The organism is Pedobacter rhizosphaerae, from assembly GCF_900111155.1.
In the GTDB taxonomy this organism is placed as follows: domain Bacteria; phylum Bacteroidota; class Bacteroidia; order Sphingobacteriales; family Sphingobacteriaceae; genus Pedobacter; species Pedobacter rhizosphaerae.
Map to the genome: position 1 here is coordinate 1 of NZ_FOGG01000048.1, position 20,203 is coordinate 20,203.

Consider the following 20,203-nt stretch of genomic DNA (forward strand, 5'->3'; position numbering starts at 1 on the left):
CACCTAAGATTCTGTGTTGATTTCCAAATAATATTTTCTTAATTTTGTTTTCTAGGCAGTCCAGAACTAGCCTGTAATAGCGTGCTGATCTTGTATCTGTACGCTATTCTCTTTTTCAAGATAATGGGCATCATATGTATTTTTATTTTTAAATAATATATACATCATTTCTAATAATTTTCTTTGTACTGCGACTAACCCTTTCATTTTTATTCCATTTCTATGCACAATTCTGGCATATATTGCTTTAAATCTTTCGTCCCATTTAACAGCACTTAATGCCGGCAGGTACATTGCCTTTCTTAAACTTCGATTCCCTTTCTTAGATATCTTTGGCTTTCCTTTTACGGATGTGCCGGATTGTTTTTCTTTTACATCTAGACCTGCGTAGCTGGTAAGCTGTTTTTTACTTCGTATCAATTCAAATCCGTTGGTTTCTGCCAGAACGATTATTGCTGTCAATTCTCCAACGCCAGGTATTGAGCTCATAATCCGCACTTCGTGCTCCAGATCTTTATTCTCCCTAACAATCTCTTTGATATCTTGCTTGATTTCTTTTTCCTGTTTATTCAAAAAAAATATTCTGTCCTGTAGCCGCTCTATACTCTTCTGGTAGGGATATGCTTCAGAACTTTCTGCATGCAACTGGTTTTTAACTATGGATCTTTCTGCTACAATTTGATCACGCTCTCGTGTTAATTGTTGAAGATTTCTATACACCGCCTTTGGCCTTTGCCAATTATCTAACTTACGCTCTAGTCCAAACTGGGCTATAGCTTCTGAACAAGTTTTATCAGTGATGGTCTTGGTCTCTAATGTGCGCATATAGTTGCTTATCTTATTGGGCAGAACAATACTTACTTCATAGTCATTTTCTGCCAGATGATAGGCAATTTTCTGGTGGTAAACACCTGTGGCCTCCATTACATAACGAATATTTATCGCATTATTCGTATGCTTTTTCACCCATTCTAATAGTGATCTGATCCCCGAATCACTATTCTTAAAAACCTTATGGGCATAAAGCTCGATAGTGAAATCTTCCAGTGTTCTGCCTAAGGTTACCACTAATTCTTTCTGGGCTACATCTATCCCCAATACTTGTTTTAATACTTTTTTCATCTTTTATCTTATAATATAATTGATGAATCTTCCTTCGTTTTCTCTCCTGGTTGGATATTCTGGATATCATGACAAGCATGGTTCCTTACATTCTGTTCAAACTCGAAAAGATAGAAAAAGATGAGGCAAGTTCTTAGGTACAATATGCTAAAAAGCTATTTAGACATCTATGTGCTCTCATCCTTCTTCAATTATAGTCACAAATTTAAGCCTTTGTAAACATAGGAGACCTCTGAGGCAACTAAGTTTTGTACCAGTAGGGTTAAGCATCATGCCCCACAACACGCAACACATCACCCATAACAGATTTAACCGCAAAGGGCACCAAGTTTTTCACAGAGACACACAAAGTTTGTTAGTCGAAGGCACCATGCCCCATAACATGCAACACATAACCCATAACAGATTTAACCGCAAAGGTCACCAAGTTTTTCACAGAGAAACACAAAGTTTAATGTGTTTTGCATCCATGCTATTTCCCATTCTCCATTTCCCATTTCTTTCTCAGTGCCTTCCGTGTTTCCGTGGCTAAATTACCAAACCCATAACATATTTAATTTTTTTTCCATACCAACCTTCGGGTAAACAGAAGTTGTGCTACTCCCTTATAAATGCACAATTATTAATATAATGTTTAACGGAAAAAATCTACTACTCATCCTCCTAAGCGTGATCACATTTAGCGCTTTTGCCCAAAATCAATCTACTATTTCAGGCTACGTAAAAGACGGTACTGAAATTATTGCAGGTGCCTCTGTACTGGTAAAAGGAACCCAGAACGGGGCTACCACAAATAGCCAGGGCTATTTCGAATTAAAAAACCTCAAGGCAGGAAGCTATACTTTAGTTGTTTCTTACCTAGGTTATGTAAGAGAATCTAAAACAGTTACGATCCAGGCAAATGACAACCAAAAACTGGATTTTAAACTCAGAAGAAATCAGGAGCAGTTAAATGATGTGGCTGTTCAAGGTAAAACCAAAACCCAGGAAATTAAGGAATCGGGCTTTGCGGTAAATGCCATCGATACCAAGAAATTTGCCAATACTACAGCAGATTTGAATCAAATTTTAAACCGCAGTACGGGAATCCGAATTAGAGAACAGGGCGGATTAGGTTCCGATTTTAAATTCTCAATCAACGGTTTGTCGGGTAAGCAAGTGAAGTTTTTTATTGATGGTATTCCCATGGATGTAATGGGAAGCGCCATGTCTTTAAATAATATTCCGGTAAATCTGGCCGACCGTTTAGAAGTGTACAAAGGCGTAGTTCCCGTACAGTTAGGTGCGGATGCGATGGGGGGAGCCGTAAATGTGGTAACCAATCAAAAAGCGAAGAATTACCTGGATGTGAGTCACAGTTATGGTTCTTTCAATACCAATCGCTCCTCATTAAGCGGGCAGTATGTAGATCAGAAAACCGGTATTATTGTTAAGGGAAGCGGTTTCTTCAATGCCTCAGATAACAATTACACCATGAAAGGCGTAGATGTAATTAACGGTGGAACGAGAATTGGCAACTATATCGTTGATTTAAACGGCGCTGAATTCGCTACAGCCGATGTGAAACGTTTCCACGATCATTATAAATCAGTTCTAGGTCAGGTAGAAGTAGGTATTACCAATAAAAGCTGGGCTGATGTACTCTTTATTGGGGGTGGATATAATGAAACCAATCAGGATCTGCAAACAGGTTTTGACCAAAATATTGTTTATGGGGAAGTAACCCGAGCCAGCAAAGCGGTAAGTGGAACACTTCGCTATAAAAAGAATGACCTGTTTACTAAAGGATTAAACCTGAGCGCTTTCTTTGCCCGTTCAAGAGATAAGTACAAAACAACCGATACCGTTCAGCGCAACTACAACTGGGATGGTACTTACTTTGATAAAGGCTATTCTGAAATGGGTGGAATCAAAGCCGTAGCCCACATTATCCGTCCGAGAACTTATGGAATGGCTAACCTGAGCTATGTTATAAACGACCAGCATTCTTTAAACCTGAACTATACCTTAGATCGCTTAAAGAATGAAAATTACAATGAATTATTAACCGACCATGATGATATGCCAGGCCGCCTGAACAAGCAGATTGTAGGTATTGCCTATCAACAGGATCTCCTGGATAAACACTTGGTAAATACCTTTTTTGGTAAGCTGTATCATTTAGGTTTGGATCGTCCGAAGTATATCAATAACGTGTATACTCAAATGGATACCACTTTTAGTAACTATGGCTATGGTGCAGCAACCCGTTATAAAATTACCCGTGATTTGGGTGTAAAAGCATCATACGAACATGCCTATCGTTTACAGGAAGCAGAAGAAATGTTTGGCGATGGTTTAAATCTTCAGGGCAATCCCGATCTTAAGCCAGAAAGTAGCGATAACATTAACTTAGGCGCTTTTTACACTTTAACCGTTGGTAAAAGTACCTTCTTTGTTGAGGCTTCAGGATTTTATCGCAATGCGAAGGATTTTATCTTCCCAGTGCCAGATGAGCGTTCGAAACTCTTAAAAAACCGAAACCAATCCAGCGTGCGTATCACCGGATTTGAAACCGAAGTACGCTATAGCTATGATCAGTTATTGTCTTTAAATCTGAATTTAACCTATCAGAATGCCATCAACACCACTAAAAATGGTTCAACAGAATCTTATAATGTAGAAGGTACTTATCTGAACAAGATTCCTAATCAGCCCTGGTTATTTGGTAATGCCGATTTCAGCATCGGTAAAAACAATTTGTTGGGAAAGGATACCCGTTTGCAATTTAACTGGTTTACGCAGTACGTGAACTGGTTCTACCTCACCTGGGAAGGTAAAGGAAACCCGAATGGTAAATCAGATATTCCAACACAGTTGATCCACAATGCTTCCTTAAGTTACTCGCTACAAAACGGTAGATACAACATCTCTGCAGAGTGCAGAAACTTAACGGATGAACTGGCCTTCGACAACTTCAGGTTACAAAAGCCTGGAAGATCATTCTCTGTCAAATTAAGATATTTCATCCAATAATGTTCAGCTATCCAAAATCAAAAAAACATAATTATTCCAATGAAAACATTATATCATAATACCTCTAAACTGCTTTTAATGGCTTTGATGGTACTTTCTATCAGCAGCTGCGAAAAAAGAAATGTTGGGCAAGTTGAAGAAGGAACTAAATATTCGGCAGTGCTCTGTGTGGGCTCATGGCCAAATACAGCTTATTATATTGCAGGCATCCAATCGCTAACCGGTGGTACCGTGAGTTTAGCGGGTAATGGAGCAGAAATGACCGGAAAGGTTTATGCACAAGACGTGATTCAGAAGGATGGTTTTTACTACCACTGTAACGCAGGAAGTGGCAGATTGGGTAAATATCATGTAGAAAATGGGGCACTTCTGATTGATAAGGAAATTCCTTTTGCCTGGTTAAACTGGAGTTCGTACACCTGGGTGGATAACAATACGCTGGTGATTTTTGGCGAAGGAAAAGGAGAACCCCGTTATGCGGTAATTAAGGTAGATAAAATGACCATTAAAACCGGAAAACTAAATTTAGCAGCTTTCCCGGCAGCTTTTAATGTATACAACATGGGCTTTGCCGAATACAGGAGCAATAAAATCTTTTTAGGTTACGGCTTTGGCTCAGATGATTGGTCGAAATACCCTAATATGCCTGTTTTTAAAAAGGGTTTGGTGGCAGTGATCGACTACAATACCATGACGGTAGAAAAATCATTGGAAGATACGCGTACCAATGGTTTCGGTGGCCCCAATGTTTATGCCCCAATGTCGTTTGTGGATGAAAATAACGATTTATATTTCATCAGTGATCCGGTAGGTAATTACGATTACCAATCGCCTTCTGCCATGTACCGCATTAAAAATGGAAGTACCGAAATTGATCCTACGTATTACTTTAACTTTTCTGCGGTAAGCAATAATGAAATGGTTCCGGCCATGTGGTATATCGGTAATGGGAAAGCCATTGTACGCTCTAGAATTGCGGGAACTTCTATTGATACTGATCACTATTTCTGCGTAATTGATGTTAAATCGGGTGCGTTAATTAAAAAACTGGATCTTCCTGCCGATAAAGGCGAGCGTATGGTAAATGGTGTGATTGTGGAAGATGGCAAAGCTTTCATTGCGGTTAATGCTGCGGATAAGGATTACGTCTGGCAATATGACCCGGCAACGGATAAGTTAACCAAAGGAGTGGAGTTTGTTGGTGGCATCGATTACATTTTAAGAATCGAAAAATTAAGAGACTAGTAAATCGTATTCATGACTTTTAAAAAGATTAACGCCTGGTTGCACCTTTGGCTTGGGCTGGTTTCCGGAATTATCGTGGTCATACTAGGGCTCACCGGTTGTGCCCTGGTATTTGAGCACGAGATTAAGGCCTGGAGCAATCCATTGGTGCATGCCGAACCCTCTGCCAGCGGAAAAATCCTTCCACCATCGGTGCTTTACCAATCGGTACAAAAAGCATTACCCGGCAAGGAAATTGAATCGGTTTGGTACTATGGGCATAACCGATCCGCCCGGTTCAGCGCCCACGAGGTAGATTCTGTAATTTATGTAAATCCATACACTGCCCAGGTTTTAGGGATGAAAAAAGAAAATGATGTTTTCCAATTTTTTAAAGATGGGCATTATTACCTCTGGTTTCCTCAAAAAATCGGACATCTGGTAACAGGCTGGGGTACTTTCATCTTCTTCCTGCTGTTAATTTCAGGCATGATTTTGTGGTGGCCTAAAAAATGGAACAAACGTTCGAGAGAACAAAGCTTCAAAATTAAGTGGAAAGCTAAATTTAAAAGGGTTAATTACGATTTACACAATGTATTGGGCTTCTACAGTATACTAATTGCAGTATTGCTGGCCGTCACCGGCTTAATGATGAGTTTCAGCTGGTTCAACAATAGTGTATACTGGTTGGCTGGCGGAACAAATAAAGAACGTATTGCAGCAGTATCTGACAGTACGACTAACATTAAGGTTAATTTCTTTAACCAAATTGATAAGGCCTGGCATAAAGGGGTACACGAAATTGCAGAGCATAATCCTTATGAAATTATTCTGCATTTCCCAGAAAAGGCATCGGATGCTATTTATGTTTGTACCGATATGTATAAAGGTACCTGGCGAGATGTTTACCTGGACCAATATACCTTGAAAGAACTTCCCGCTTCCAATAAAAGACTTCGTGACGAAGATCTCTCCTCCTGGATCAGGCGCTCAAACTATGGTCTTCATGTTGGAGAAATTGGAGGCCTAACAACCAAAATCTTATTTTTCCTTGTCAGCCTCATTTGCGCAAGTCTTCCCATTACCGGGTTTTATATCTGGTGGGGTAAGGGAAAGAAGAAGAAGACCAGGAAAAAAGCTTATCTACAACCCTCAACTTAAATTTTATGATAGATACTATACAACCCACAGCAGGAAAAACTCCTGCTGCTGGGAAATTACTGCCCTGTGTTTTATTGCTGTTCTTTTATTTGATGAGCTATGTCCCTGTTTTTGCACAAAGCGAAACTTCCGTTTCAGGTTCGGTAGTAATGGCTGACGGCGCGCCCATAGAATATGCTTCTGTGGCGCTGCAAGATGCCAGCGGTAAAGGCATAAAAGGAACACTAACAGACTCTTTAGGCCGGTTTAACTTCTCGGGGCTTCCCCATGGAAAGTATGCGCTAAAGATTTCGAGTATGGGTTTTGTTGTACATCAAAGCCCTGATTTTGATATTTCAGCCCAAAGAAATAAAATTCACCTGGGCTTATTGAAATTGATTGAGGATGCACAAACTTTAAATGCCGTAAACATTTCTGTGCAAAGGAAAGTAATTGAACAGGGACTGGATAAAACGGTAATTAATATCGAAAACAGCATTTTGGCAGATGGAAATAATGCACTTGAACTGTTAGAAAGAGCACCTGGTGTAAAGGTGGATGAGGATGGAAAGATTTCGCTCAAAGGTAGGGCAGGAGTAAATATCATGATAAATGGTAAGCTAACCTATCTCTCTCCAGCCGAATTAAGTGTCATGCTAAAGGGTACCAATTCGTCTTCTGTTTCTAAAATTGAAATTTTATCAAATCCTTCGTCAAAGTACGATGCCTCTGGAAATGCAGGGATGATTAACATTGTGATGAAAAAAAATCAGGCCAAAGGCTGGAATGGTTCTGTATCTGCTAATGGTGGCGCAGGTCGCAAGGCGAGATATGGATCGGGCTTTAACCTCAATTATCGGAATGATGGAGTAAATGTTTTTGGAAGTTATAATTACGCTTTTCGTGGTGAAACCGAATACCTCGACTTTACCCGTAATTTCTACGATGGGGGAACCATAGCGAGCCTGCCTAACCGGGTTTCAGATCAACATACCAAAACCAATGAACCGCTCAATACCCATAATTTTAGGTTGGGGCTCGACTGGGATATCAATACAACCAATATCTTGGGCTTTTTGGTTAATGGAAACATTGGAAAATACCTTCACAATAGTAAAACAGGTAATTTATTGCGCGATCAGGCCGGTAATTTGATCTCAGAATTGCAAACTACTAATTATGATCAGCAAAGCTGGAAGAATATTACCTATAACCTTAACTACCAGCACAAGTTTAAAAAAGATGGGCAAACCTTTTCTGCTGACGCAGATTTTGCCAGCAATAGTTTTACTTCTAACCTCAATCTGGATACTTATACTTTGCCATCCAGTACCAACCCTGTAGGTACTACCAGCAACCGGAAGGGTTATATCCCAGCCAAAACCGATGTTTATATTGCCAAGGCAGATTACACAGACCTTTTTGGTAAGCACTTTAAGTTTGAAACGGGTTTAAAAAGTTCATTAATATACTCGGATAATAATTTAGTTTATCAATCGCTGCAAAATGGGAACTGGGTTCACGATGCCACAAGCAGCAATCACTTTAAATACCGGGAGCAGATTCATGCAGGTTACGTAAATGTAAGCGAGGAGTTCGAAAAATTTAGCGTACAACTGGGCTTACGTGCAGAATATACCAATACTTTAGGAAATCAGATCAGTACCGGATCTTCCTTAAAAAGAGATTATTTTCAGCTTTTTCCCAATGTGGTTATCAATAAGCCTTTGGGAGAGGCGCATCAATTGCAACTGGCTTATAATAAGAGAATTCAGCGGCCAGATTATTCCGACCTGAATCCATTCAGGGTATTCAGAGATCCTCTGCTTTATTATGAAGGAAACCCTTATTTAAAACCTGAGCTTACACAAAGTTTAATGTTCAATTATGTATTTAGGGGAAAATATACCGCTTCCTTAAATTACAGTAAAACAAAAGATGTAATCACCTGGATTACCGGGCAAATAGATAACATTAATACGACATATGAGAGTCCGCAGAACTTGAAAAACCTGATTAACTACGGCATCAGTTTTACGGGCCAGACCAATTATTTTAAATGGTGGACGGCCACCAATTTCTTCAATATTTTTAAAAATGAATATACAGGCGATGGTGCCATAGGTGATTTTAGCAATAGTATGGTAAGCTACAGTTTTAATTCGCAAAACTCTTTTAAAGCGGGCAAAGGGTATAGCCTGGAGCTCAATGGATATTATAATTCGAAATCCGTTTATGGAACTGCGATAGAAAAAGGTTACTATGCGATTTCTGCTGCGGTGCAAAAAATGGTTTTAAAGGATAAGGGAAGCATTAAGTTATTGGCAAATGATATTTTTCAAGGCAGCCAGTACCGTCACATTACCCAATACCAGAACATTGATATGAGAAGCCACATTAATGTAGATAGCCGAAGGGTGATGCTTTCTTTTTCGTACCGCTTTGGTAACGCTTTTAGTGCCAGGGAAAGAAAATCAAGCAACGCAGATGAACAAAATCGGATTAAGGGGAATTAGGTTGTTTAGTTCATTGGTTCAGTTGTCATTGGTCATTAGTTCATTCACTCATTCTATCATTCAAAATTCACTAATTCAACATCTGTGTCATCCTGAGCTTGTCGAAGGACAGCAAAGTTATTTGTCATTAGTTCATTTGTCATTGGTTCATTCAATCAGTCTATCATTCAAAACTCAATCATTCAAAAATCACTCATTTATTTTTTTCGCTCTCTTAATTCTTAGTAGTCTCGGTCGGTGCGGATGCATCGGTCGATTCTTTTTTTATATTCAACAATCCGTCCTGCTGAACTTGTTTCAGCATCTTTAAGGTAGGTCCCTGAAATAAATTAAGTCTGACGAGCCTGCTGTAGATCCACTAAGCGATCCTATTCTAAAATCCGTCATGCTGAACTTGTTTCAGCATCTTTAAGGTAGGTCCCTGAAATAAATTAAGGCTGGCGAGCCTGCTAGAGATCCACTCGCGATCCCATTCAACAATCCGTCCTGCTGAACTTGTTTCAGCATCTTTAAGATAAAACCCTGAAATAAATTCACGTTGACGAGCGTAGTAGAAAGTTTAGCATAAAAAAATCCTTTCCCAATAGTGTATTTATCCATCTCGCTCATATTACCTTATAACTGCCCGAAAAAATACCCTTTATCATAAAAAGGAGAAATCTTCATTCGTTCTTTTTGAGTTAGTTAATGATTACAGGGCATCCGATGAAGTGATGCTCTGTTTTTTACTTTGGTCTCTTTCGTTCTGATCTACAAATAGGTATCTTTGCAAATAGTAGTCGATAGATCAAATTGCTTTTAGGTTAGGTCTATCCCAGTTCGTACGATATTGGCTAAAAATCATCAGATAGAAGAGACAGAACTTTTGCGAAATCTTAAGGATGGAGATAGGGAAGCCTTTGCGTCAATATATCGCCTGTATAGTCCAAATTTACACTACAAGCTGGATAGGATGGTGAAGATTACGGAAATCTCTGATGAGCTGCTTCAGGATGTATTTTTGAAGGTGTGGTTAAGCAGAACTGCCCTTGATCCCGATCGGCCCTTTGCCCCATGGTTGTACACTATTGCCCGTAATACCGTTTTTGAATATTATCGCCGCCTGGCGCTCGATAAAAAGTTACAGGCACATTTAACCGAAACCTTTGTAGAGTTTTATGATCAAACGGAAGATTATATCCTCAACAAAGAACGAAATGCAGCATTACAGGAAGCTATAAATCAGTTGCCCCCTCAGCGCAAGGAAATCTTTCGGCTGTGCAGGGTAGAAGGGAAGTCGTACAAAGAAGCCGCAGAAATTTTAAATATCAGTGCCTCCACCGTAAGCAATCAGCTGGTAAGTGCTACCAAGTCTGTAAAAGATTATATCTTTCTTAACTCTAAAGAATTTTTGGTTTTCATGATTGCCATGTACCTCAAATAGCCTCAATTTTAACCCGATATAAATTTTTTATTTTTTTTAATTTTTCGATAGTGTGTTTTCACTTTTCGATAGTATATACTATAAATGGACAAACAAGATCGTTTAAATTTTTTATATCAGAAGTATCTGAATAACACGGCAACAGCTGCCGAGCTTCAATTGCTATTTCAAGAAATGGATAGTGCTGATGAAGGCGCGCTGAAAAACCAGATTATGCAGGAACTGGAGAAAGCAGATTTTCCGATTAACGCTGATGATACCCGTTTGGCCGCTGTTTTCGCAAAGCTGGAGGATCAAATAGCGGAAGAACCAAAAACCATCTCTTTATGGAGATTGCCTGTATGGACAAAAGTGGCTGCGGTAGTAACCCTGGTTTTTGGCCTTGGACTTTTACTGAGGTCTTATCTGGTTTCTGAACCAGAGGTAATTGTTCCGGGTGGTTTCCATGCTGCACTTCAATTGAAGGCCAGTGAAGAACCGTTGGATTTAACTCAAACGGATTTTAAAAAGAATATCGGCGGAATACAGGTGACTACCACTGCCGATGGAACCATTACCTACACCAGAAAATCTGATGATACTACTGGTACTCAAACCCTGAATGTATTGCAAACCCCGGCAGGTGGTATGTACAAGGTAACCTTGAGCGATGGTTCGCAAGTGATGCTGAATTCAAAATCAAGCCTGGAATTTCCGGTTGGATTTTATGGCCCGAACAGAAGGGTGAAGCTTAAGGGGGAAGCCTATTTTCAAGTGGCTAAGAATAAAGAAAAACCATTTATTGTAGAAATGGAACAAGGAAATGTACAGGTTTTAGGTACAACTTTCACTGTTAATACTTTCGAGGATCAAGCTGCTACCACCTTATTTGAGGGTAGTGTAAAGTTAAGTGCTCAGCAGCAGGTACAACTGCTTACGCCTGGAGATCGTGGTGTAATACAAAAAGGCCTTATCACTGTGGTTAAGGCCGATACTGCAGCTGCACGTGGCTGGACCAAAGGACTTTTCGTTTTCAATAATGCGCCATTAGGCGATGTACTGGCACAAGTTTCCCGCTGGTACAATATTTCTGTAGATTATACTTCTCTCCCCGATCGCAGATTGCACATGCGTTTAAACATGGATACCCCTTTCGAAGAGGTGTTAGAAATGCTATCTGCCACTACAAGACTTAAATTTAAAGTAGAAGAAAGGAGGCTAAGTGTCGTAAATCCCTAACCCAACGCTATCTACCAAACCATTCTACAACTAACTAACAAACTTTAATGAATACATCCCATACCAGGGCAAAGCGAAGCTTTACCCGTAGATTATTTTTGGCAATATCGTTGACTTTGATGGTATTTGCTCTTACTAATAACGCCTCCGCACAAAAGGTTTATACCTTAAGTTTCAAAAATGCATCATTGGAAACTGTAATTACCTCCGTTGCAGATAAAACCGGATACCAGTTTGTGTACGATGCGGCTTATGCTCAGAAATTTAAAGCATTAACCGCCGAAATCAGTACTGCTGATATCAATCAGATTTTGAACAGAATATTCAAAGACCAGGCCTTTACCTATAAGGTTACTGGCAAAACCATCTTGTTAACGCCCGCCGCTACCAGTGCGCAAAGTTTCACCATTCATGGTATGGTGAATGATGCAACTGGAATTTATTTACCCGGGGCAACTGTTAGGCAAAAAGGAACCAATAAAATTGTTAATGTCGATCGAAATGGTCACTTCGCTATTACTGTAGATGAAGATAATAGCATATTGCAGTTTAACTATATTGGTTATGAACCTAAAGAGGTAAAGTATACAAAATCAGTAACAGCCTCTGTGGTGGTGGTTACACTTCAATCTACCCCCGGTATTTTAAGTGAGGTTGTGGTAACTGGTTACCAAAATATTGCAAAGCCCTACACCCCTGCTGCCGCAGTAGTTATAGATTCTACCGTATTAAATAGCCAGGTTAATAATAGTCTTTTATCTGCTTTAGAAGGCCGTGTTGCAGGTTTGCTATATACTAAAAATCCTACAGGTACAACAGCTGATCAGCCAGTATTAAGGGGTATTGCTACTATTTCAGCAGATGTTCAAGCAGGACCATTGGTGGTAATTGACGGCTTACCAACGGATATCGCCTTAGAAAATATTAACCCTTATGATGTTGAAAGTGTAACTGTATTGAAGGATGCCGCTGCAGCCTCTATATATGGAGCAAGGGCTGCCAATGGAATTATTGTAATCACTACTAAAAAAGGTAAGGGCAATTTGAGAGTGACATTAAATAGCGATTTTTTTATCGGAACGAAGCCTAACCTTGATGCAATGCACTATGCAAGTACAAGTGATGTAATTGATTACGAGCAATCGGTATATGACAGAGAAAGGGCTAAATATGCTAATACAACTACCATGTTCAATGCCTATGGTGACATTGCCAATGGCACTATTAAGTATTATAGTCCACTTTATCAACTAAACAGGGATCTGAGCGAGGGGAAAATTACGAGTCAGCAATTTAATAATACTGTTAATCAGTGGAGAGGTAATGATTATATAGCTGATTACCGCAATAATGTTTGGCAGAATGAGTTCAGGCAACGATATAACCTTTCATTTTCGGGAGGTAACGATAAGCAAAACAGCTACCTTTCATTTAATTACGATGATAATAGAGCACGTATCAAATATAATCAAGATCAAAATTATAACCTTTATTATAAGAGTAATTTTAAAATTAACAAATGGCTTAGTGCGAGTGTCGGTCTAAATGGTACCTATAATATCTCAAATACTACTGACATAGATTTCAATAATTATACTTCTCAGGCAAGATACGAAAGAATAACTGATGGGAATGGAAATCTTGTTACCTCGTTATTTGCCAATATAGACGATGGGTTTACTAGTGGTGGAGCAATGAATCCTGTTGTTGCAGCTAAAATTAATGGTACAGCTAGTTTAAAACCAGTATCGTTTAACATTCTTGAATCATTACAAGAAGGTTTACAGAAGCAAAAAACACTTGGATTGAGGGCTTTTGCTAATTTGGAGGCGAAAATTTACGATGGACTAACTTTTGGTACCCAGGTTCAATTTGAAACATCAAGAGCCGAACTAGAAACCTATAATGATGTTAATTCTTACAAAATGCGATATGCTTTCAACGCATTAGCAGGGTACACTGCGGCAACTAATTTATATGCATCTGGTTTGCCTATTGGCGGAAGATTTTATCAGATTAACCAACAGCGTCAAAATTACACATTTAGGAATCAATTGAATTATAACAAGTCTTTTCATGGTTCAGATCATGTAGTGTCGGCTATCGCTGGTTTCGAAATGAGAGAAACCCTTCTACCGCGAGCTTTACAAGATCTTCGTTATGGTTACGATCCGGTTACTCTTACCTCTACCGTAATTAATAGTGCAAGCTTATCTCAAACAGGTGTGCCAAGTTATATTTACGGCGGAAACAGGACTTTAGCTGCGTTATCTAGAATTCAAACGGAAGAGAAGCACCGCTATTTTTCAGTGTATAGCAATTTCAATTATACCTATAAATCAAAGTATAACCTTTCTGGAAGTATTCGTATAGACCGAGCTGATTTATTTGGAGTTGATCCCAAATTTAAAAATAGGCCACTGTGGTCTGGTGGTTTTGGCTGGAATATCAGCAATGAAGAATTTATGAAATCTGTCGAATGGGTAGATGTACTTAAATTTAGAGCAACTTATGGTATTGGTGGCAATATTGATCAGGGATCATCCCCTTACATTAAAGCACTGAGGAGAAATGACAATCTGATTCAGAATCTACAATATATAACTATTTCAGCACAACCAAATCCCTTATTAAGATGGGAAAAAACAGCTACAACCAATTTAGGTCTAGATTTTGGCGTTTTGAAAAATAGATTAAGAGGTAGCATCGATGCCTATGATCGATATAGTACAGATTTGTTTAGTACAACAGATTTAGACCCTACTGTTGGTGCGCTTAGCAGGAAGCTAAACAATGGAGCACTTCGTAATCAAGGAATTGAATTCAGTCTAAGTTCCGATTGGTTACACAAGGGTGATCTTACTTTGAGCAGTACTTTCATTCTAGGTTTCAATAAGAATCGTGTTAAAAAAGTAAATGTAGCTAATTCAACTGCAGGTAGTTATGTGGGCTCTCCAACGAATTATTATTTAGAAAATACAGCATTCAATTCGTTATATGCTTATCGTTATGGAGGAATGGTTAATGGTTACCCTTATATTTTGGATGAGAACGGAAATCCATCGATTACATTCGACAGCAATGGAAGTCCTGTGCCAACCTCTGTTCGTTCTATTAATAGCATAGATGCAATTGTAAACATGGGAAGCTTAACACCTACTTATACCGGGTCATTCTCACAGCGTGTTTCTTACAAACAATTTGACCTGAATTTACTCTTTGTATTTTCTGGTGGGAATAAAATGCGTAAAGATGTAATTAATATAGGATCTTATGACGTAAATGATCTCGACATTACGCAACGCTATGTAAATGGAATTACACCAGATCAGCCACGCTTATTAGTAGATTATGCAGTAAATATGGAGAATTATGCAACGACCATCAATTCTCAATGGCGTAATTCAGATGTGAATGTGGTGGATGCAGATTATGTAAAATTGAGGAATATTTCGTTGGGCTATAGCTTACCGAAATCATTTGCAAACAAGATACATATTAGTGCCGCTAAATTGACTTTCCAGATGAATAATATTTGGTATTGGAGTGCTGCGGGAGATGATATTGATCCGGAAGTTTATTCGCTGAATTCGGCAACCCGTAATTTACCTCTCCCTAAAACTTATCTGTTTGGCCTTAACTTAACATTATAATATAGCTATGAAGCGTTTAAATATATTACTTCTATCATTTGCGATATTGTCGCTTACAGCCTGCGAAAAGTATACTGATATTATACCAAAAGGCTCCTTTGTTGTTGAAACAGCAAATGATTTCTATGAATTGGTCTCTTTTCCAAATAGAGGATATCCTATCAATAACTTTCAATACTTGTCAGACGACCAATGGATGAAAGAATCTAATGTGATTGGTATTACACCCAATATCAATACCATTAACTTTCTATTTAACGAAACAGCAGACCGGGTTTCCCTGATGAGTTCCTCAAGCTTTTATAATCAAGCTTACGCCTACATCAATAGATGGAATACAATTATTTCTTTAGTTGATAATAGTAAGGGAGATGATAATGTTAAAGCATTGGCGAAGGCAGAAGCTAAGGTATTACGTGCTTACGATCATTTTTTGGTGGTGAATATTTATGCCAAAGCTTATGATCCGGCAACTGCTGCGACTGATGGCGGGATTTGTCTTATGGATAAGTTCGACTTAGAAGCTCAACCTCAGAAATCTACGGTAAAGGAAGCTTACGATTTTATTTTGAAAGATATTGACGAGGCTATCCCTTATTTACAGGAAAAACCTTTAGATATTTACCACCCATCTTTAGCCTTTGCTTATGCATTCAAAGCCAAGATACATTTATTCAAGCGTGAAATTGCAGAAGCTAAACAGGCAGCAGAACGTTCATTAGCTTTAAATAATCAAATTTTTGATTTAGTGAGTTATACTGCACAAGGAGGGCCAAACAGTGTACCTGTTATTGCACCTAATAATCCAGAGGTATTAAGTTATATGTACATGACGGGTTATAATGAAATGAATTTCGCTTATCAGAATGTGATTAGCCCTGAATTGCGTAATCTTTTTGGAAGCAACGATGCCCGCTATAATCTATTCTTTACCAGTACCAATGCTAGTTTCTTAGATATTGGTTCTAACACCGCTTACCACAATATACCTTACACCAGGTTTTTTTATGCCACGGTGGGGATGAAAACAACAGAGGTACATTTAATGCTGGCGGAGTGTTTAGCCAGGGAAAATAATTTTTCGGGTGCCGTAGATATCCTGAATAAGTTGAGGGCAAAACGCATTACCTCGGGTACAGTAAACCTTACTGTACCAGCTACGCGCAAAGAAACTATGGAATTGGTAATTAACGAAAGAAGAAAAGAATTGCTTTTTGGTATGAATCGTTTCTTTGATTTAAAGCGATTAAATAATGAACCTGAATATGCCAAAACCATTACACGGGTTTTTCCAATCGTAAATAAAACGGTTCCTCAGCAAACTTATACGTTAAAACCAGGATCTAGATTATACATTATCCCTTTCCCTTTAAATGTATTGCGGAAAAATCCTTCGTTAACCTTAAACACCGACGAACGGATTCCTTTCTAATTAAAATCTTTCGCCGATCGGGCAGTTCACATGGCTGCCAGATCGGTTGAATTTTTATAGGCTTAAGCCCTTCAAACCAATCCACAAATGAAAAAACAAATTCAAATTTTAAGTCTTGCACTATTACTGGGATGCAGTGTTCCGGCAATGGCGCAGTTAAGCTCGAAAGCAGAAGTAGCTACTCCAGAACTGGCTGCACAACGTGAAGAACTTAAAAAACAAGTGACACAAAGTTACCTGGATATTAAAAACAGCCTGGTAAGTTCTGATAGTGTAGGAGCAAGTAAAGCTGCCGAGGTTTTTGTAAGTGCATTGAAGAAATTCAAGTTCAAAAAGCTTACGCTGGAGCAAATGAATGAAGCAACTACTACTCGTACAGAACTAATGGCTCTGGCCAATGAGATTGCCAATACCCAAAAAATTAATCAGCAGCGCAAAACCTTAGGCAAACTTTCTACTAAATTCTGGCCTATTGCGGCTAAGTTTAAGCCAGAGAATATGCCTTTATACCAACAGGTTTGCCCCATGACAGGTGAAACCTGGTTAAGCGATGTAAAGGAAATCAAAAACCCTTACTACCCTAAAAATATGCTTACCTGCGGCGAGGTTAAAGCCAGCTTGTAAAATCTACTTTAACGCTTCCTGTAATTTTAATTCAATCAACACACAACTGAGGCCATGAAATATCTTTTTCTTTGTGTAGCCCTGCTATGCAATGTAACCCTTTTTGCTCAAAAACCTAGTCCAACGCCTGCCAAAACCGATTCTGTAAAAAAGCCTGTAGCCATACAGCCTTACAGCAAAGTAATTCCTGCATCTGCTAAAAAGCAGCAAGGATTATTTACGGTAGTAAACACCGATAACAAGTGGTATTTCGAAATACCCGATTCACTTTTTAATCGCTACCTGTTAGTGGTAACCCGCTATATCGGTACCCCACATGGCGATGCAAAAGCTGGAGAAGAGGCTAACGAACAGACCATTTATTTTGAGAAGGCCGCCAACAATAAAGTGTTTCTGAGAGCTGTAGTTTATCGCAACGACAGTGAAGACAGTACGCAGGCCATTTACAAAGCTATCCAGGCCTCCAACATTAATCCCATTGCAGCTGCTTTTGATGTAAAAGCCTATAATGAAACCGACAAGAGAACCGTAATTGAAGTAACTGATCTCTTCAAGAAGGATAACCCGGTAATGGCTATCGGATCTAAAGACAAGGGCATAGCAAAGCTGGGAAGTCTGGCCGATGACCGTACCTTTATCAATCGGATTTCAACTTATCCTATCAATGTGGAAGTGAGAACCACCAAAACATATAACAGTTCTTCGCCTTCTATGTATGCGGCCCAAATGGCTGGCGTAGCTACTTATGAAATAAATGTTTCGATGGTATTGCTTCCGGCAAAGCCAATGAAGAAGAGATTGTTTGATGAGCGTGTAGGTTATTTTACCAACCGCTATACGCTTTTTAATGAAGGCAGTCAGCGTACGCGAACACAAGATTTTATTCAGCGTTACCGTTTAGAGCCTAAAGATGCCGATTTAGAGAACTATAAAAAAGGAATTTTAGTAGAGCCTAAGAAGCAGATTGTGTACTACATTGATCCGGCAACGCCTAAAAAATGGCGTCCTTACTTAATTGCCGGCGTAAACGACTGGCAAAAAGCTTTCGAGAGTGCTGGTTTCAAAAATGCCATCATTGCCAAAGAATGGCCGGAGCAAGATACCACCATGAGTTTAGAAGATGCCCGTTTTTCGGTGATTCGCTATATGGCATCAGAAACTTCAAATGCATACGGACCAAGAATTACCGACCCGCGCAGTGGAGAAATCATCGAAAGTCATGTCGCCTGGTTTCACAATGTGATGAAGCTTTTACATAACTGGTACATGATTCAGGCAGGCGCCATTGACCCTAGGGCACGAAAAATGGAATTTGATGATGAATTAATGGGCGAATTGATTCGCTTTGTATCCTCACATGAGATTGGACACACCATTGGCTTAAGACACAACATGGGGGCAAGCAGCCAAACGCCGGTAGAGAAACTCCGCGATAAAAAGTGGGTAGAAGCCAATGGCCATACCGTTTCTATTATGGATTATGCCCGTTTCAATTATGTGGCTCAACCAGAAGATCATATTGGCAAGGCGGGTATTTATCCACGTATTGGAGCGTATGATAAATGGGCTATTCAATGGGGGTACGGCGTTTTACCGGGTAACCAAAGTGCAGAGCAGGAGCAAGGTGTACTAAACAAACTCATTATAGATAGCCTCAAAAGTAATCCGAAATTATGGTTTGGAGGTGAAGGAAAAAATGAAGATCCTAGAAGCCAGACTGAAGATTTAAGTGATAACCAGGTAAAGGCCAGCGAATATGGTCTTAAGAATTTAAAAAGAGTAATTGCACAATTACCAGAATGGACGAAGGAAAATGGAGACCTTTATTCCAATCTGGAAGAAATGCATAAAGCTGCGGTTGCACAGTATAAGAAATATCTGGGCCATGTGATGAAAAATATTTCTGGCCGTTATGTTACCGTTAAAAGTATTGAGCAGGCAGGTGCAGTATATACCGAAGTATCTGCCGAGCGTAAAAAGGAAACCATCCGTTATGTAGGTAAAAATGTTTTCGATGCGCCGCTCTGGCTTTATCCAAAAAATATTACCGATAAGTTAGGCACTAAAGGATTGGATGATTTATTGGAGCAGCAAAATGGTTTGTTAAACGTAATGATTAACCCAACTACACTCTTTAACTTTAACAATACGGCTTTACAATCTGCTACACCTTATACTCCGGCAGCTTATTTAAATGACATTAAAAAGGAAGTTTGGAAGCCTTTCGGGAAAAATGAGGTAGCGAATAGCTTACGAAGAAGCTTACAGCGTTCTTATGTAGAGAAGCTTCAATTTATTATAAACCCGAAGCAGGTAAAAGATGGTTGGATTAGATCGAGCGCACAGCGTGATGATACGCGTTTAATGGTAATTGCACATACTAAAAAGTTGCGTGCCGAAATTCCATTAATGATACAGCAAAATCCTGGAAATGCTGCTCACTTTCAAGATATTAAGCATGAATTAGATAAAATTCTGCATGAAATGAACAAACTGTAAATATACACCTAAGCAGTTGAAAAAGCCTTTTACTCCATTAGTGGGGTAGGAGGTTTTTTTTTGGGGTTTAATTGTTGGTGAGTTGGTTAGGTGCTGAGTTGGTTAGCCCACCCATGTTCCGTGGCTCATGTAACATCCACCAAAAACTACGTGAAAATTGCCAACTGCCAACTGATTACTTCTGGTGAGTTGGTTAGGTGGTGAGTTGGTTAGCCCACCCATGTTCCGTGGCTCACGGAACATCCACCAAAAACTACGTGAAAATTGCCAACTGCCAACTGATTACTTCTGGTGAGTTGGTTAGGTGCTGAGTTGGTTAGCCCACCCATATTCCCTG

The 20,203-nt window shown here is 39.3% G+C and carries 11 protein-coding genes; 10 read left to right on the forward strand and 1 reads right to left on the reverse strand.

Annotated features, from left to right (window positions below; translation table 11 throughout):
* Positions 1-66: 66 nt before the first annotated feature.
* Positions 67-1,122, reverse strand: coding sequence for an IS110 family RNA-guided transposase (locus BMX11_RS22250; RefSeq protein ID WP_090889173.1), 1,056 nt, complete (start codon positions 1,120-1,122; stop codon positions 67-69).
* A 630-nt stretch (positions 1,123-1,752) separates the two neighbouring features.
* Between BMX11_RS22250 and BMX11_RS22255 the strand changes: the two genes are divergently transcribed.
* From BMX11_RS22255 to BMX11_RS22305, 10 genes are all read left to right on the forward strand, one after another.
* On the forward strand, positions 1,753-4,137 hold the full coding sequence (locus BMX11_RS22255) for a TonB-dependent receptor (protein WP_090889176.1): 2,385 nt from the start codon (positions 1,753-1,755) through the stop codon (positions 4,135-4,137).
* Positions 4,138-4,176: 39 nt separating this feature from the next.
* Complete coding sequence (locus BMX11_RS22260; protein ID WP_245738743.1) at positions 4,177-5,382, forward strand: DUF4374 domain-containing protein; 1,206 nt, start codon at positions 4,177-4,179, stop codon at positions 5,380-5,382.
* Positions 5,383-5,394: 12 nt separating this feature from the next.
* Positions 5,395-6,522, forward strand: a complete 1,128-nt coding sequence (locus tag BMX11_RS22265) for a PepSY-associated TM helix domain-containing protein (RefSeq protein WP_090889182.1) — start codon at positions 5,395-5,397, stop codon at positions 6,520-6,522.
* Positions 6,523-6,527: 5 nt separating this feature from the next.
* Positions 6,528-9,017, forward strand: coding sequence for an outer membrane beta-barrel protein (locus BMX11_RS22270; protein WP_090889185.1), 2,490 nt, complete (start codon positions 6,528-6,530; stop codon positions 9,015-9,017).
* An 829-nt stretch (positions 9,018-9,846) separates the two neighbouring features.
* On the forward strand, positions 9,847-10,440 hold the full coding sequence (locus BMX11_RS22280) for an RNA polymerase sigma factor (protein WP_090889192.1): 594 nt from the start codon (positions 9,847-9,849) through the stop codon (positions 10,438-10,440).
* An 84-nt stretch (positions 10,441-10,524) separates the two neighbouring features.
* Positions 10,525-11,658 carry a FecR family protein gene (locus tag BMX11_RS22285; protein ID WP_090889195.1) on the forward strand — a complete coding sequence of 378 codons (1,134 nt, stop codon included), beginning with the start codon at positions 10,525-10,527 and terminating at the stop codon, positions 11,656-11,658.
* Positions 11,659-11,705: 47 nt separating this feature from the next.
* Entirely contained in the window at positions 11,706-15,311 is a 3,606-nt protein-coding gene (locus BMX11_RS22290) for a SusC/RagA family TonB-linked outer membrane protein (protein ID WP_090889198.1), read from the forward strand.
* A 7-nt stretch (positions 15,312-15,318) separates the two neighbouring features.
* A complete protein-coding gene (locus BMX11_RS22295) occupies positions 15,319-16,743 on the forward strand; it encodes a RagB/SusD family nutrient uptake outer membrane protein (RefSeq protein ID WP_090889201.1) in 1,425 nt (474 codons plus the stop codon).
* An 87-nt stretch (positions 16,744-16,830) separates the two neighbouring features.
* Entirely contained in the window at positions 16,831-17,367 is a 537-nt protein-coding gene (locus tag BMX11_RS22300; protein ID WP_090889204.1) for a DUF3347 domain-containing protein, read from the forward strand.
* A 54-nt stretch (positions 17,368-17,421) separates the two neighbouring features.
* A complete protein-coding gene (locus tag BMX11_RS22305) occupies positions 17,422-19,866 on the forward strand; it encodes a zinc-dependent metalloprotease (RefSeq protein WP_090889207.1) in 2,445 nt (814 codons plus the stop codon).
* The last annotated feature ends 337 nt before the right edge of the window (positions 19,867-20,203 follow it).

Bases quoted from the DNA above. Each gene is read 5' to 3' on its own strand.
- BMX11_RS22260 (WP_245738743.1), top strand. From the start codon at position 4,177: ATGAAAACATTATATCATAATACCTCTAAACTGCTTTTAATGGCTTTG.
- BMX11_RS22265 (WP_090889182.1), top strand. From the start codon at position 5,395: ATGACTTTTAAAAAGATTAACGCCTGGTTGCACCTTTGGCTTGGGCTG.
- BMX11_RS22250 (WP_090889173.1), bottom strand. From the start codon at position 1,122: ATGAAAAAAGTATTAAAACAAGTATTGGGGATAGATGTAGCCCAGAAA.
- BMX11_RS22255 (WP_090889176.1), top strand. From the start codon at position 1,753: ATGTTTAACGGAAAAAATCTACTACTCATCCTCCTAAGCGTGATCACA.
- BMX11_RS22285 (WP_090889195.1), top strand. From the start codon at position 10,525: ATGGACAAACAAGATCGTTTAAATTTTTTATATCAGAAGTATCTGAAT.
- BMX11_RS22290 (WP_090889198.1), top strand. From the start codon at position 11,706: ATGAATACATCCCATACCAGGGCAAAGCGAAGCTTTACCCGTAGATTA.
- BMX11_RS22295 (WP_090889201.1), top strand. From the start codon at position 15,319: ATGAAGCGTTTAAATATATTACTTCTATCATTTGCGATATTGTCGCTT.
- BMX11_RS22300 (WP_090889204.1), top strand. From the start codon at position 16,831: ATGAAAAAACAAATTCAAATTTTAAGTCTTGCACTATTACTGGGATGC.
- BMX11_RS22270 (WP_090889185.1), top strand. From the start codon at position 6,528: ATGATAGATACTATACAACCCACAGCAGGAAAAACTCCTGCTGCTGGG.
- BMX11_RS22305 (WP_090889207.1), top strand. From the start codon at position 17,422: ATGAAATATCTTTTTCTTTGTGTAGCCCTGCTATGCAATGTAACCCTT.